Raw genomic sequence first — 14609 nt, 5'->3', positions numbered from 1 at the left:
ATTTCTTAACCCGAAGGAGCCCTCCCATGCAGCTTTCCACCACATGCGCCGTCATTACAGGGGGCGCCTCGGGTCTCGGCGAAGCCACCGCCCGCCATTTCACCAAAAACGGCGCCAAGGTTACGCTTCTCGACCGTGACGCGACCAAGGGCGAGGCCCTTGCCAAGGAACTGGGCCAGACCTTCGTTGAAACCGATGTGACCTCGGAAGACAGCGTCGCCAACGCCATCGCCACGGCGAAATCGGCCATGGGCGGGATCAACGCCGCCATCAACTGCGCCGGGATCGGCACCGCTGAAAAGACTTTGGGACGCGACGGCCCGCATAACCTCGATCACTACAAGCGTATTCTCGACATCAACCTGATGGGCAGCTTCAATGTCGCCCGCCTCGCCGCCGCCGAGATGGCCAAGAACGACCCCGAATCCGACGGCGCCCGCGGCGTGATCATCAACACCGCCTCAATCGCCGCGTTCGACGGTCAGAAAGGCCAGGTCGGTTATGCCAGTTCCAAAGGTGGCATCGTCGGCATGACCCTGCCGATGTCGCGCGATCTGGCGCGTGATGGCATCCGGGTCATGACCATCGCGCCGGGCATCTTTGCCACGCCGATGCTGACCGGCCTGCCGCAAGAGGTGCAGGACAGCCTTGCCGCGGATGTCACCTGCCCGCAACGCCTGGGCGACCCGAATGAATATGGCCGCCTGGCCGGATTCATCGTCGAATGTGGCTACTTGAACGGCACCGTGATTCGAATCGACGGCGCCTTGCGGATGCAATGATTTGCGCGCAGCACCGACAGTCACGTCGTAGCGCTGGCAACATCAATCGAATAAGAATCCGTCGTCGACAATCGGCGAACCGGCTTTAGCAGAACGATCAAAACGAAACAGCCTGCCCGAGACCTCGGGCAGGCTGTTTTTAGATTGAGCATTGAACCTCAGTTCGCGGATTCTTGCTCTTCTTCGTTTTCTTCATTTTCAGCATCAGAGCGCCCGCGTGTACCGCCGCCCCATCCTTCGGTGTCGCCATTCGGGGTCTCCCCGGCTCGGCCGACATCCTTGTCATTACCCGGGTTTCCGGTTGCATCGCCCGGCCCGTTTCCGTTGGCCCCGCCATTTCCGTTTCCGCTGCCACCATTTCCGGAACCGCCAGCGCCACCGCTACCGCCATTGCGCGCAGCGGCCTCATCGGCTGAAACAAGTACAAATCCAGTGGCCACCGGCACCAGGGCCAGGGCCGAAACGCTAAGCGCCAACAGTGATTTCCTCACGCATTCCACGACGAATCTCCTCTGCGTTCTTGTTCACGTGCTCGATATCTTTTGCAGCAAATTGCGGCAAAACAGTGGCTCAACGCTATGCAGGCAAATCCGGGCCGACAACAACAAACACGTCGTGCAACGAAATAGCGCTGAAATCCGCGCACAGGCAGGCGTGTCTCCGCGCAAAGGTTAATACCGCGGCCGCCCGACAGATACCCGACAGATAGCGGACAGAGTCCAGCCCCCTGTTTTCGGACCGTGTTAACCCTCTTCTTCGGCCTTTTCAGCCAGGATTAACCATTCTTCTTCGCTTTTCCGCAGCGCTTCCTGACGCTCGACAAGCGCCTCGCTGGCCTTTTTGAACTTCAAGGGTTCAGCGGTGAAAAGGTCCGGCTGGGCCAGGAATTCCTCCAGCTTGCCAATCTCTGCCTCCAACCGCTCCATCACCTCGGGCAACTCTTCCAACCGATGTTTCTCGGTAAAAGACAGCCCCGCCTTCGGCGCTCTCTCCCGCTTCACCTTTGGCGTGGAAGCTTTTGTTTTAAATGATTTTTCCGCTGCCTCAATCGCAACACTCTCGGCCCGCTGCGCCCGGTAGTCCGTCCAGCCTCCCGCATAGGTCACGGCCTTGCCATCGCCTTCCATCGCGATGGTGATACTGGCCACCCGATCCAGAAAATCGCGATCATGGCTGACCAACAGAACGGTGCCGTCATAGTTATCGAGCAGTTCCTGCATAAGATCGAGCGTCTCGACATCAAGATCGTTTGTCGGCTCGTCCAGAACCAGAAGGTTACTTTCCCGTGCCATCAACCGTGCCAGCAATAGTCTCGCCTTCTCCCCGCCCGACAGCGAGCGCACCGGCGCCCGCGCTTGGCGTTCATCGAAAAGAAACTCTTTCAGATATCCGACCACGTGGCGCGGCGTCCCACGCACCATCACCTGATCCGAACTGCCCGATACCCGCATTCCCGGATCACCAGTCAGGCTGTCCCACAACGTCGCGTCCGGGTCCAATTGCGCCCGCGCCTGGTCGAAAACCGCCGGTTCCAGATTGGTGCCATGCTTGACACTACCGCTATCAGGTTCAATCTCGCCCATCAGCATCTTAAGCAGTGTCGTCTTGCCCACCCCGTTGGGCCCGACAAAGGCCACCCGGTCACCACGCATGACCGTCAGATCAAATGGCTTTAAGATCAACTTTTCACCATAAGCCTTTGAAATACCACGTGCCTCGATCACCTTACGCCCGGACTTTGGCCCCGAGTCGAGCGCCATCCCTGCCGCGCCCTGTCGCTTGATCTGGCTGGCGCGCTCCTTGCGCAGTTCCTGCAGCGCCCGCACCCGGCCCATGTTGCGCTTCCGCCGGGCGGAGATGCCCTCGACCGCCCATCGCGCCTCGGCCTTAATCTTGCGGTTGAGCTTGTGGCGCTGGGTGTCTTCTTCGTCCCAGATCTTGTCGCGCCAAGCTTCAAAATCTCTGAAGCCTTTTTCATGTCGCCGCACAATTCCCCTGTCGATCCATAAGGTTGCGCGTGTCAGCTCACGTAAGAACGCCCGGTCATGCGAGATCAACACAAAGGCCGTGCGGGTCGATTTCAACTCGCTCTCCAGCCACTCCACCGCCTCGATATCCAGATGGTTCGTCGGTTCGTCCAAGAGCATCAGTTCGGGCGCTTCCGCCATCAGCTTGGCCAAGGCCGCGCGCCGCCGCTCACCTCCAGACGCCGTCTCGACAGGTCGCGCCGGGTCGAATTTCAACCCTTCACCGGCCCGCTCCACCCGATAAAGCTCGCCCGGCTCCAACCCGCTCGATGCATAGTCGCCCAGCGTGGCAAAACCGGCCATGTCGGGATGCTGTTCCATGTAGCCGACACTGACACCGGGGCCGGCCACGCGGGTGCCGCGATCCGCCTCAACAAGGCCCGCCATCACCTTGAGAAGAGTTGATTTTCCCGATCCGTTTCGACCAACCAGTGCGACACGATCCCCGGGCTGAACCACCAACGAAACGCCGTCGAAAATTGGCTCACCGCCGAAGGTGAGTGAAATGTCGGAGAGTTGTAACAAAGGTGCTCGCGCCATGGCTTGTCAGCTACCCCGCGCACCCCATGCCGTCAAGCCGCCACAGCCCGCAGCAACCGTTTGCGGGCCGGCGGAATCGCCGCGATTTCAAGCCCGGTAAAGACATGCAGCGTCCCCATTTGCCGGTCCACCACGGCATGGTCGCTAACCCATCCCCCCATCATCAGATAGGTGCGCAGCAGCGGTGGCATCCGCTGCATACCCAGTTGCAGGTCCGGTGTTTCCACAAGCTGTGTGGCAAACCGGAAAACCCGGGGTGCCTTGACCCGTGGCAACCAGCGTTCCGGTGCCAGGTGGCGGGCCTTGAGCAGCGCAAATGCATCCATATACCGCGCCGCGTCCGTGCCCTCGAAACTGGAACAGCCAAACAGCATCTTGACTTTTTTGTCAGCGACATAGGCAGCTAGCGCGCCCCAAGCGATGCGGAGGATGTCGGGATTGTCCTCGCCCGGCAGCAAGCAGAAGCGGCCAATTTCAAGCATCCTGCCATCAAAGCTTTCAAGTGCCGAGAGCTCGTAATACTGCGCTGAATAACTCTCGCCAATCTGACCCGCCTCAAGCGGCAGGATGCGGCAGCAGGCAACCGTCTGGCCGGTCTCACGCTTGTCCACCAGAAGATGCAGGCACGTGCCGTCAAACCGATCACGATCCACGCCGTTGCCGCCAAAAAAGGCCCTGTGACGCAAAGCCTGCGCCGCGGCAATATCCGCCGCATTTCGGGAAAGGCGCGCATTGTAACGGCCTTTGGTCAAAACCGGATTCATGAAGCGCCTCGCTCCGGCAAGTCAAAACAGTCATATCCTAGCACGCCGCACGTGACTTTAGAACGAGCCGCCGACCACGGCGCCAAAGATCAGTTGTTGCTTAGCAAAGCGCCCGGGTTGAAGCTGCCTAGGTTGCCGAGAAGCTGACGCAGGAAACCTTTGCCTTCAACGCTCGAATTGGTCACGCGCCGGGCAATCGGAACAACCTGCCCGTCTTCCAGTCCAAAACGTTCGATATTCTGCACCACGTCACCGCCATCAAAGCTGATTGCCAAAACCTGCCGGTCGATAATCTGCGGCTCGAGCATGCCAATATGCTTCACCCGCGAGCGCACGTAATAATAATCACCGCCCTCAAGCAACCCCCCGGCTGATGGCGCTCCAATCACGTCATCCACCGTGGCCCGGGTATCAACCCCGACAACGATTTCGGCCAACTCGTCCTCGGTCGGAACATAGCCGTGATTGCGATAGATCGATGAACAGGCGGTCACGGCGACAAGCGCGATACCTGCCAGCCACAGCTTTGCCTTGGAATGTCCCACCATAACGCTGCCCTCTTGCCTTGGCGATTTGCGCCTTTATATCCGCTTACAACAGCTTCCCCCCAATCTTCAAGCTGTCTTCAAGAATGGAACGTGAATGTCCAACACTAGCCCAAGCCGTTTTCGGGTCTCTGACCTGCCGCAAAACCGCGCCACACGGTTTTGCCTAACCCCGGATTCGGACCAGATGTCGGCCATCGCCGACGAGATGAATCTGACCGGGCTGCGCAAGATGCGATTCGAGGGCCAGATCACCTCGGAAGGAAAAACGGATTGGCGACTCGAAGCCCGGCTGGGCGCCACGGTGGTCCAGCCATGCGTCGTCACGCTCGACCCGGTGACCACCAGGATCGAGGATCAAGTGATCCGCCGCTTCCTCGCAAACCTGCCCGACGAGACCAGCAGCGATGATGATATCGACGGCGAAATCGAAATGCCCGAGGATGAAACCATCGACAAGCTGGGCAGCCATATCGACCTCGAGGCGGTGATGATAGAGGCCCTGGCACTGGGGTTGCCGCAATATCCCCGCCTGGGAGGTGCCCATCTCGAGGCCGCCCAGTTCACCGAACCCGGCAAGGCCCCGATGCAGGACGAGGACGCCCGCCCCTTTGCCGGGCTCAAGGCGCTGCGCGACAGCCTCGATGGTGAGGGCTGATTTCTTCGCAGACGCAGAAAAATAGCTTGCACAAGCGCGGAATTTGGCTATTTTCCCGGCTTCTTGACAAATTTGTGTTGGACAGGCCCGTGTGATCCGAATATGAGCCCCCAACACCCGTGAAACGGGCGCATCGGCGCCCAATCGAAACAGGGCCCCATGCGCCGCTTTGGAACGTGGACCCGCGAATATGGAATTGGAAGTGCGCCATGGCCGTCCAACAGAACAAAGTCTCGAAATCGCGTCGCAACAACCGTCGCGCACATGATGCGCTGGTTGCCGCAAACCCGAACGAATGCTCGAACTGCGGTGAACTGAAGCGACCACACCACGTCTGCCCCTCCTGCGGGCATTACGACGACAAGGAAATCGTCGCGGTGGTTGACGACATCGAGCTCGACGAAGACGCGGCCTGAGGCCGGTCTCGGGCCGCCCGCTGAATGTCCGGCGAGACACAGAATCCCGGCCAATCATCGGGCACTTTCCCCTCTGAGGGGCAGACACCCATCATCATTTCGGTTGACGCCATGGGCGGCGACAAGGGGCCGGCGGCAGTTGTCGCCGGCATTTCGCTGTCTGCGAAAACCAGTCCCGACATGCGCTTCATCGTCCACGGGCCGCGAGCCACGCTTGAGCCCCTTTTTGTAAAACGCAAGGACCTGGTCGACCGTTGCGAGCTTCGCGACGCGCCTGACGTGGTCAGCATGGACGACAAGCCCAGCCAGATCATGCGCAGCTCCAAGACCACTTCGATGTGGTCGGCGATCGAGGCCGTACGCTTGGGTGAGGCCAACGTCTGTGTGTCCTGCGGCAATACTGGGGCGCTGATGATGCTGTCGGTGGTGCGGTTGCGCAAATTGCCCGGGGTCTATCGTCCGGCCATCGCGGTGCTGTGGCCGTCACGCAACCCGCAAGGCTTCAACGTCATGCTGGACGCGGGTGCCGATATCAAAGCGGACGAACGCGACCTGTTGCAATATGCGCTCATGGGGGCGTCCTATGCCCGTAACGGCCTTGGCCTGAAGCGCCCGCGCGTCGGGTTGTTGAATGTCGGGACCGAAGAATTCAAAGGCCGTTCGGAAATGCAGGCCGCCAACCGGCTGATTGCTGAAAACGCCCAGAACGGCGGGTTCGACTATGTTGGATTCGTAGAAGGGTCGGACATTCCGGGAAGTCGCGCCGATGTTATTGTGACCGACGGATTCACCGGCAATATCGCGCTCAAGACCGGCGAAGGCACCGCCTCATTGATCGGGGATTTCCTACGCGAGGCGTTCCAGTACACCCCGCTGTCACGGCTGGCTTCACTTTTGGCCTATACTTCGATGCAGCGATTGAGAAAACGAATCGATCCGCGCCGGGTGAACGGCGGCGTGTTTCTGGGGCTCAACGGACCGGTGGTTAAATCCCATGGCGGCGCCGATGCCACCGGGGTTTCGGCGGCGATCCAGCTTGCCTTCCAACTGGCCGAGAGTAACTTCTCGGCAAAACTGGCGGCGCGGATTGCATCGGCAACCATGGCCGCCGCAGACGGCGACGCTGACGATAAGGATGGTGCAGACAAATGACGGTAAGAGCGGTCGTGCAAGGGGTTGGCCATTACCTGCCTGAAAACGTCGTACCCAACAGCCATTTCGAGAAGACCCTTGATACGTCCGACGAATGGATCCAGTCGCGCTCGGGCATTGAACGTCGACACTTTGCCGCCGCCGATGAAACCACCTCAGATATGGGCATTATCGCCGCGCGCCGGGCCCTGGCCTCGGCCGGGCTGGAACCCGATGACGTAGACGCCGTGGTCGTGGCCACATCGACCCCTGACCTCACCTTCCCGTCTGTTGCGACAATGGTCCAGGCGGGGCTGGGCATGACCCAAGGCTTTGGCTTTGACGTTCAGGCTGTGTGCGCCGGTTTCGTTTTTGCCCTGACCAACGCCAATGCGCTGATTCTGTCGGGACAGGCCAAGACAGTGCTGGTCATCGGCGCTGAAACCTTCTCGCGGATTATGGACTGGACTGACCGTTCCACATGCGTGTTGTTCGGGGATGGCGCCGGGGCCATCGTTCTGGGTGCTGAAAACGGAAAAGGAACCGCCGACGATCGTGGCGTTCTGTCCGCTGATCTCAATTCCGACGGCCGGTTCCGTGACATGCTGTTTGTCGATGGTGGCGTGTCCTCCACCGGCCATTCCGGCAAGCTTCGGATGCAGGGCAACCCCCTGTTCCGCCAAGCGGTGGACAAGCTCACCTCGACTGCACACACCGCCCTGTCGAAGATCGGCCTCGACGACGATGCCGTCGACTGGATCGTACCGCACCAGGCCAATATCCGCATTATCCGTGGCACCGCAAAGAAGATGGGCGTACCGATGGAACGCGTCATCGTCACGGTTCAGGACCACGGCAATACCTCTGCCGCTTCCATCCCACTGGCCCTGTCGGTCGGAGTCGAACGCGGCCAGATCAGGCAAGGTGACCTGCTAGTGACCGAAGCGATCGGTGGCGGTCTGGCTTGGGGGTCTGTGGTTCTGCGCTGGTAAGATTGGTACGTTACACCACTTGGCCGGGCAAAAACACTCTGAAACCAAGGCTTCTAAGCCATTGTTATTGACTCGGAAATTCCTATGCCCCTAGAGTTGTGAAAACCAACGGGGGAAGATGAACAATGAGCGACAAGACACTGACAAGAATGGACCTGAGCGAAGCTGTCTTTCGCGAGGTTGGTCTGTCGCGCAACGATTCCGCCCAGCTGGTCGAAAGCGTGCTGCAACACATGTCTGATGCCCTTGTGCGTGGCGAACAGGTAAAGATATCGTCTTTCGGGACGTTTTCGGTACGTGAAAAGGCCGCCCGGGTGGGCCGCAACCCCAAAACCGGCGAAGAGGTTCCAATCAACCCGCGCCGGGTTCTCACCTTCCGTCCGTCGCATCTGATGAAAGAACGTGTCGCGGAAGGCAACAAGCGCTAAGGAGGCGCCGCCTTTAAGATGGCAAAATCGGCGGATGCATTTCGCACCATTTCCGAAGTGGCCGAGTGGCTTGGATCCCCGGCTCATGTCCTGCGTTTCTGGGAAAGCAAGTTCACACAGGTGAAACCGGTCAAGCGCGCTGGTGGGCGGCGCTATTACCGCCCCAGTGACATGCTGCTGATCGGCGGCATCAAGAAGCTGCTGCACGATGATGGAATGACCATCAAAGGAGTGCAGAAAATCTTGCGCGAACAAGGCGTTAAATACGTCGCCTCACTTTCGCAGCCACTTGAATTCGTACAGGACGACATCACCACCGGTGTCTCCGAGGTCGACAAGACCCTGGCCAAACCCGCCAGCGCCGACGTGGTTCCGTTCCAGCCTGCTGAACCTGCGGCCGCGGACCCGAGTTTTGCATCGGCCGAAGACGTGCGAACCGCCGCACCATCCGAGGACTTGGCTGGAGAGGCAGCAACCGAAGAGGCGTCAAGCGACTTGCGCGCAACTGCGGCAGATCCTGTTGAGACGTCCGACGGCCCGGCACAGGATCAGGAACCCGTCGACGGCACGCCGGCCAGCGATACCCGCGTTCTGGAAGACTTCGCAGCCCCGCACGCCGAAGCGGACGCGCCCGCAGCCCTCGAAGCCGAACCAGAACGGGCCACAGCCGAAGACGATGTACAGGAAGTGCAGGCCGCAGACGAGACCCCGGCACCGGAAGCCGAGGTAGAGCTTCCTGCCTTCCTGCACCGCGCCGCGCCGACGCCGCCCGAGGCAACCGGCACCGAACCGGCAGAAAACCCGATGGCAGAATCGGTCGAAAACGCTGCGGACGAAACTCCGGCCGAGTTCGCCGAATCGTCGGCGGAAGAAACAGAGCCTGAACCGGAACCCCTACGGCCAGCCCAAATCAACGTGCCTGATATTCCAAGCGAAGAGGACATCACCGCCCCACCAGGCATTCTGAGCCGCCTCGCCGCCCGCAAAAGCCGTCCGCTTGACGCAACACAATTGGCCGAGGCCGCTGCGTTGCGCGACAAGCTGGCCGCAATGCAGGATGGTCAGGGGAACGCGGCAGGCGAATAAGCCACAAACACCGCAATTCCCCCTTGCCCCCGCGTATAAAACCGCTATGTAAACCGCACCGTCGGGCTATAGCGCAGTCTGGTAGCGCGTCCGTCTGGGGGACGGGAGGTCGCAGGTTCGAACCCTGCTAGCCCGACCAATTTCTCCCCTCCCAGGCAAGAGGTTACCCCTTTGCATCTGTGAACGCTGGCCGTTCTGGCTTGATCTGCTCGGCCATGGTGAACCGGTGCAATTTTCGCTCCAAATCCCGCTCTCGCCTTGCTATATCCGATCAAACGGCGCGGACGCAGAACCGCACCACCAGACGACAAGGAGTTGCCGCATGAAAGGTGTTCTCGCCAGCCAGCACCTGGAAGAGATGATTGCAAGCGGCGCTTTGTCCGCCGAACTGCCAATCCTGCCCGAACAGATCCAGCCGGCCAGCCTCGATTTGCGGCTGGGCACCCGCGCCTATCGTGTCCGCGCCTCGTTCCTGGCCGGGTATGGGCGCTCGGTTGCTGAACGGTTGAACGAATTCGAAATGCATCAGATCGACCTTTCCCACGGGGCCGTTCTGGAAAAGGGCTGCGTCTATGTCGTGCCCTTGATGGAAAGTCTTGACCTGGCCGACGACATCCAGGCCGTGGCCAATGCCAAAAGCTCGACCGGGCGGCTCGACCTGCTGACCCGAACTATCACCGATGGTGGCGAGGAATTCGACCGCATCGCGCCTGGCTACACTGGCCCACTTTATGCCGAGATCTGCCCGCGCAGCTTTTCCGTGCTGGTCCGCCCCGGTATGCGCCTGAACCAGATCCGTTTTCGCGCCGGCCATGCGGTTCTGACCGACGAGGAACTCATCGCCACACATGCACAAACACCGCTGGTGGATGGCGAAGCCGTGATCGACGGCGGGCTGGGGTTTTCGGTCGACCTGAAACCGACGTCGGGTACGCTGGTCGGTTATCGCGCCAAGCCCCATACCGGGGTGATCGACCTGGACCGAATCGGCTATTACAACCCGACCGAGTTTTGGGAAGAACTAAACAGCGCCACCGGCCAGATCATACTTGATCCCGGTGCCTTCTACATCCTGGTCAGCCGCGAGGCGGTGCATATCCCGCCCGCCTTTGCCGCCGAAATGGCCCCTTTCCTGGCAATGGTGGGCGAGTTCCGGGTGCACTATGCTGGGTTCTTTGATCCCGGTTTCGGCCATGACGCCGCCGGCGGCGCCGGATCACGCGGGGTTCTCGAGGTCCGCTGTCACGAATCGCCCTTTGTCCTGGAACACGGCCAGGTGGTCGGGCGGCTGGTCTATGAACATATGGCGGCCCTGCCGTCGCAACTCTACGGCTCGGGGATTTCCTCGAATTACCAAGGCCAGGGGCTGAAACTGTCGAAACATTTCCGCGCGGCCTGAACCGGCCGCGACACGGTTACATCCGGCCCAGACGCCGGGTCATCTTCATCATCTTCTGGGCGTTCTTAACGCTTTTCTTGTCGGCATTCGCTTGCTGCCGCTCCTTCCGCGTCATGTCTTCGCGCGATTTGCCACGGCCCGCGACCTTGTCGATTCCAACATCAAGCCCCTTGTTGATGGCCTTGCGCATGACCATGCGCATGATCATGTTGATAATCTGGTTGACGTTCATTGCACCCATCCTGTCTGCTGCCTCGAGCGCAGTCTAGCGCTGGAATACGCCAAGAATATGGCGTTTCCATTTTCGCAACAATGCCGGAAACAATCAGTCCTCGAACAGCTCGCTTTGCCCCTCGCTGCTCTCTTCATCGTCGTCCGGTTCGGTCAGTTGCGGCCCCAGCCCCGGTGGTGGTCGGCTCTCCAACAGCCCAGCCGAACGCAGCTCCTTCAGCCCCGGAAGATCGCGCGCGCTTTCCAGCCCGAAATGGTCTAAGAACCCTTGCGTCACCACAAAGGTCACCGGACGCCCCGGCGTCATCTTGCGCCGTCCGAACCGGATCCATTCCATTTCGAGCAGCTGATCCACCGTTCCCCGACTAACCGAGACACCACGGATTTCCTCAATCTCAGCCCGGGTGACCGGTTGGTGATAAGCAATGATCGCCAGCGTCTCGATCGCCGCACGTGACAGCTTGCGGGTCTCAACCGTTTCTTTCTGCATCAGGAAGCCAAGGTCCGCAGCCGTGCGCATCGCCCAGGCATCGCCCACCTTCACCACCTGCACACCGCGCCCCTCATAACGTTTACGCAGATGCACCAGCGCCTCGGCCGCATCCGCACCGTGCGGCATACGGCTATTCAACTCCTTGATGCTGACCGGTTCGGCGCTGGCAAAAAGGATCGCTTCACACATCCGCTCCTGCTCGGCAACGGGCGGCGCTTCGAACAGGCTTTCTTCTGTTTTTTCAATATCCTCGGCCATGATCCTAATCCTTTTTCCGAAGCTGGATCGGAGCAAATGTCTCGGCTTGGCGAATCTCGACCTTACCCTCTTTGGCCAGCTCCAGCGAGGCCGCAAAGGTCGAGGCGGTGGCCGAACGCCGCTTGGCCGGATCACTTTCCCAGCCTTCGGGCATATAGCTCGACAGGTCGGTCCAGTTGCCGGCAAATCCGATCAGCCCCCGCATCCGTTCCAGCGCCTGTTCCATGGTAAAGACCGCGTCGCGATCCATGGTAAATGGGCGGAACTCCTCACGGGTACGGATGCGCGCATAACCCTGCATCAGGTCCAGCAGGTTGGCGGTGTAGATCACTTTCTTGGTGCGCATCACGTCTTCGGGGATGCCGCGGGCAAAGAAATCGCGCCCCAGCCGGTCGCGTGCCATCAGCCGCGCGGCCGCATCACGCATCGCCTGTAATCTCTCCAGTTGGAACGCCAGATGGGCCGCCAATTCTTCGCCTGAAGGGCCCTCTTCCGCCGGATCGGGGGGCAACAGCAAGCGCGATTTAAGGAATGCCAGCCACGCCGCCATCACCAGGTAATCAGCCGCCAACTCGATGCGCAGTGCTTTGGCCTTTTCGACAAAGGTCAGGTACTGCCGCGCCAGTTCCAGCACTGAAATCTTGCGCAGATCGACCTTTTGGGTCCGCGACAGGGTCAACAAGACATCCAATGGCCCCTCGAACCCGTCAACATCGACGATCAGCGCCTCGGCGGCCAGCCGTTCGGCCACCGACACTTGGTCTTCCTGAAACTCGTCTGTGTTCTCAGCCATGCCCTGTCAACTTGCCGTAGCGCCACCCGAAAGCGCCTCAAGTTCGGCTTCCAGCGCGGCAATGTCAACTTCATCTGGGGTTTTACGGGCCTCAAGCGCCCGTTCGGCGCGGGCCTGCGCCTGATCGCTCATATGGCTTGCGGCCTCGGCCACCTGTCGACGCTCGTCCAGCGCGCCATTGCAATGCAGGATCACATCGCACCCCGCTTTCAGCGCGTCTTGGCTCAACTGCCCCAAATTGCCCCGCAAGGCCTTCATCGAAATATCATCGGTCATGATCAGCCCATCAAAACCGATCTCCTCTCGGATCACTTGCATCATCACTGGCGACAGGGTCGCTGGCGCAGCATCTACCGCTTCATAGACCACGTGGGCCGTCATCCCCATCGGAAAGTCATTCAATGCATAAAACGGAAAGAAATCAATCTCTTCCAAGTCATTCTTTGCGCACGAAACATGCGGCAAATGATAATGGCTGTCGGTCACGGCGCGCCCATGGCCAGGGATATGCTTCACCACCGGCAGCACCCCACCATCTAGGTGCGCCTGGGCCACCGCGCGCCCGATCCGGGCCACGGCCTTGGCTTCGTCACCGTAACAGCGGTTGAACAGAAACGGATGAGTCTCACGCTGCGCCACATCCACCAAAGGCGCACAATTACTGTCGATGCCGCATTGGCGCAGTTCATCCGCTATGATGCGATAGCGCAAATACATTGCCCGCTCCGCCCGTTCACCGGCGGCTTCAACATGCTCCAGCGGCGGCAACCATTCGCGCCATCGGGGTCTGCGCATCCGCTGCACCCGTCCGCCTTCCTGGTCGATGGTGATCGGCGCTTCGCGTCCCACCGCCTCGCGCATCTCACCGGTCAGGCGACGCAGTTGATCGGCGCTTTCGACATTGCGGGCAAACAGGATGAAGCCGAACGGATCAGCCTCGCGGAAAAACGCCCTCTCTTCGCCCGTCAGGGTCAGCCCGTCGGCATCCAGTATCGTGGCGCCGAAATTGCTCACTTGGTGGTCACCGGGATGCAATCAGCGCGCTCGGCCACCAGTGCCGAGCAGAAGCGCCGCGCATCGCTCAGATCAGCAAAGCCCATGGCGCGCAGTCGGTAAAACACCCGGCCGCCGCTCTTGGCCTTTTGGATAACCCGTTGCTTTCCTTCAAGGTAGTCGCCAAACCGGTTGCTCAGCTTGTTCCACTCCTTGCGTGCAGTCTCTGCACTGTCGAACGCGCCTAACTGCGCCAGCTTGGTGCCTGCCGGAATGTCCGAAGGGTCAATCTCAAGCGCGCTTGCAGCAGGCACCACTGCAGCCGCCTTTTTCAACCCGTCCGGGCGTACAGTCGGGCGCAGGGATTTCTTGATCCCCCCCTTAACCACAGCCTTGGTTGGTTTGACATCGGGCTTGGCCGTGGGCGTATCAGGTTTCTTCGGTGTGGTAACAACCGGGGCAACAGCAGCCACTGACTGAATGGTTTCAGGTGTCGCATCAGGTGCCGGGGCCACCTCGTCCAACGGCGCGGTGCCGCCGGTCAATTGGTCCGCCAACGCCCGGATCGATGCCATTTGCGGCGTCTCCGCCACGACGGCCGGAACCGCTGCCGGGGCAGGTTCATCATCTGTCACCGGAGCAGAAGCAACCTGCGCTGCCGCACCGGCCATGTCTTCATCATCCAGCGAGACCGGTGCCGGGGCCAGAACCAATCGATCCGCTGGGCGCTCGGCCGCGCCTTCTGCCGCCACCTGGTTTACGGCCAACCCTTGGTGCATCGCCGGGCTGCCGCCGGGATCCACTGGTTGCACGCGCATAGGATCACCGCTGGCCACGCGCACGATTGGCACGCCCGACACGTCGCGCGACAACATCTTATAGCCCCAGACGCCAATCCCAACGATCAGCGCCAGCGATACCGCTGCGCCCGCCCAGTTGGTAACGGTTCCAAGGGTTTGAAGCGTATCGGAGCCCTGCGCCCTAGAGCTCTGAATCGGTGCCTGATCGGGTTCGACCGCCCCCGTGGGGCCGCCGTAAGGAAAATCCGCCATGTTCGCCTCGCTTACGCCCCG

The 14609-nt window shown here is 60.5% G+C and carries 17 protein-coding genes and 1 tRNA gene; 9 read left to right on the top strand and 9 right to left on the bottom strand.

Annotated features, from left to right (window positions below):
• The first annotated feature begins 26 nt into the window (after positions 1 to 26).
• Complete coding sequence (locus RXV86_RS05395; RefSeq protein ID WP_316298091.1) at positions 27 to 782, top strand: 3-hydroxyacyl-CoA dehydrogenase; 756 nt, start codon at positions 27 to 29, stop codon at positions 780 to 782.
• A 158-nt stretch (positions 783 to 940) separates the two neighbouring features.
• Here the strand turns inward: RXV86_RS05395 and RXV86_RS05390 are convergent, their stop codons facing one another.
• From RXV86_RS05390 to RXV86_RS05375, 4 genes are all read right to left on the bottom strand, one after another.
• A complete protein-coding gene (locus RXV86_RS05390) occupies positions 941 to 1258 on the bottom strand; it encodes a hypothetical protein (RefSeq protein ID WP_316298090.1) in 318 nt (105 codons plus the stop codon).
• 267 nt (positions 1259 to 1525) lie between these two features.
• Complete coding sequence (locus RXV86_RS05385) at positions 1526 to 3349, bottom strand: ATP-binding cassette domain-containing protein (RefSeq protein ID WP_316298088.1); 1824 nt, start codon at positions 3347 to 3349, stop codon at positions 1526 to 1528.
• Positions 3350 to 3381: 32 nt separating this feature from the next.
• A complete protein-coding gene (locus RXV86_RS05380; RefSeq protein WP_316298086.1) occupies positions 3382 to 4113 on the bottom strand; it encodes a GNAT family N-acyltransferase in 732 nt (243 codons plus the stop codon).
• Between the two features lie 89 nt (positions 4114 to 4202).
• The gene (locus tag RXV86_RS05375) at positions 4203 to 4661 is read right to left on the bottom strand and encodes an outer membrane protein assembly factor BamE (RefSeq protein WP_316298084.1); all 459 of its coding nucleotides are present in this window, start codon (positions 4659 to 4661) and stop codon (positions 4203 to 4205) included.
• 94 nt (positions 4662 to 4755) lie between these two features.
• On the opposite strand from RXV86_RS05375, the gene RXV86_RS05370 reads away from it, so the two are divergent.
• The 8 genes from RXV86_RS05370 to RXV86_RS05335 all read left to right on the top strand — a co-directional run bounded on the left by RXV86_RS05370 (position 4756) and on the right by RXV86_RS05335 (position 10768).
• Positions 4756 to 5316 (top strand): DUF177 domain-containing protein, encoded by a 561-nt coding sequence (locus RXV86_RS05370; protein ID WP_316298083.1) that lies wholly within the window; start codon positions 4756 to 4758, stop codon positions 5314 to 5316.
• A gap of 209 nt (positions 5317 to 5525) precedes the next feature.
• Positions 5526 to 5732 (top strand): 50S ribosomal protein L32, encoded by a 207-nt coding sequence (gene rpmF / locus RXV86_RS05365; protein WP_316298082.1) that lies wholly within the window; start codon positions 5526 to 5528, stop codon positions 5730 to 5732.
• 24 nt (positions 5733 to 5756) lie between these two features.
• On the top strand, positions 5757 to 6884 hold the full coding sequence (gene plsX / locus RXV86_RS05360) for a phosphate acyltransferase PlsX (protein ID WP_316298081.1): 1128 nt from the start codon (positions 5757 to 5759) through the stop codon (positions 6882 to 6884).
• Positions 6881 to 7855 carry a beta-ketoacyl-ACP synthase III gene (locus RXV86_RS05355; RefSeq protein ID WP_316298080.1) on the top strand — a complete coding sequence of 325 codons (975 nt, stop codon included), beginning with the start codon at positions 6881 to 6883 and terminating at the stop codon, positions 7853 to 7855. Before plsX ends, RXV86_RS05355 begins: the two co-directional genes overlap by 4 nt.
• A 125-nt stretch (positions 7856 to 7980) precedes the next feature.
• The gene (ihfA, locus tag RXV86_RS05350) at positions 7981 to 8283 is read left to right on the top strand and encodes an integration host factor subunit alpha (RefSeq protein ID WP_316298078.1); all 303 of its coding nucleotides are present in this window, start codon (positions 7981 to 7983) and stop codon (positions 8281 to 8283) included.
• 18 nt (positions 8284 to 8301) lie between these two features.
• Positions 8302 to 9369, top strand: coding sequence for a MerR family transcriptional regulator (locus tag RXV86_RS05345; protein WP_316298076.1), 1068 nt, complete (start codon positions 8302 to 8304; stop codon positions 9367 to 9369).
• Positions 9370 to 9431: 62 nt separating this feature from the next.
• A tRNA-Pro gene (locus RXV86_RS05340) sits at positions 9432 to 9508 on the top strand.
• A gap of 183 nt (positions 9509 to 9691) precedes the next feature.
• Entirely contained in the window at positions 9692 to 10768 is a 1077-nt protein-coding gene (locus RXV86_RS05335) for a 2'-deoxycytidine 5'-triphosphate deaminase (protein ID WP_316298074.1), read from the top strand.
• A gap of 16 nt (positions 10769 to 10784) precedes the next feature.
• Here RXV86_RS05335 and RXV86_RS05330 read toward each other — a convergent pair whose 3' ends face one another.
• The 5 genes from RXV86_RS05330 to RXV86_RS05310 all read right to left on the bottom strand — a co-directional run bounded on the left by RXV86_RS05330 (position 10785) and on the right by RXV86_RS05310 (position 14588).
• Entirely contained in the window at positions 10785 to 11000 is a 216-nt protein-coding gene (locus RXV86_RS05330) for a hypothetical protein (RefSeq protein WP_316298072.1), read from the bottom strand.
• Positions 11001 to 11093: 93 nt separating this feature from the next.
• Entirely contained in the window at positions 11094 to 11750 is a 657-nt protein-coding gene (gene scpB / locus RXV86_RS05325; RefSeq protein WP_316298070.1) for an SMC-Scp complex subunit ScpB, read from the bottom strand.
• A gap of 4 nt (positions 11751 to 11754) precedes the next feature.
• The gene (locus RXV86_RS05320; protein ID WP_316298069.1) at positions 11755 to 12543 is read right to left on the bottom strand and encodes a ScpA family protein; all 789 of its coding nucleotides are present in this window, start codon (positions 12541 to 12543) and stop codon (positions 11755 to 11757) included.
• A gap of 6 nt (positions 12544 to 12549) precedes the next feature.
• Entirely contained in the window at positions 12550 to 13557 is a 1008-nt protein-coding gene (gene nagZ, locus RXV86_RS05315) for a beta-N-acetylhexosaminidase (RefSeq protein ID WP_316298068.1), read from the bottom strand.
• Positions 13554 to 14588, bottom strand: a complete 1035-nt coding sequence (locus tag RXV86_RS05310) for an SPOR domain-containing protein (RefSeq protein ID WP_316298066.1) — start codon at positions 14586 to 14588, stop codon at positions 13554 to 13556. Before RXV86_RS05310 ends, nagZ begins: the two co-directional genes overlap by 4 nt.
• Positions 14589 to 14609 lie beyond the last annotated feature (21 nt).

Source organism: Aliisedimentitalea sp. MJ-SS2 (assembly GCF_032586155.1).
In the GTDB taxonomy this organism is placed as follows: Bacteria; Pseudomonadota; Alphaproteobacteria; order Rhodobacterales; family Rhodobacteraceae; genus JAWHTC01.
Note: the sequence above shows the minus strand (reverse complement) of the source record. Positions and strands in the feature narration are given on the sequence as shown.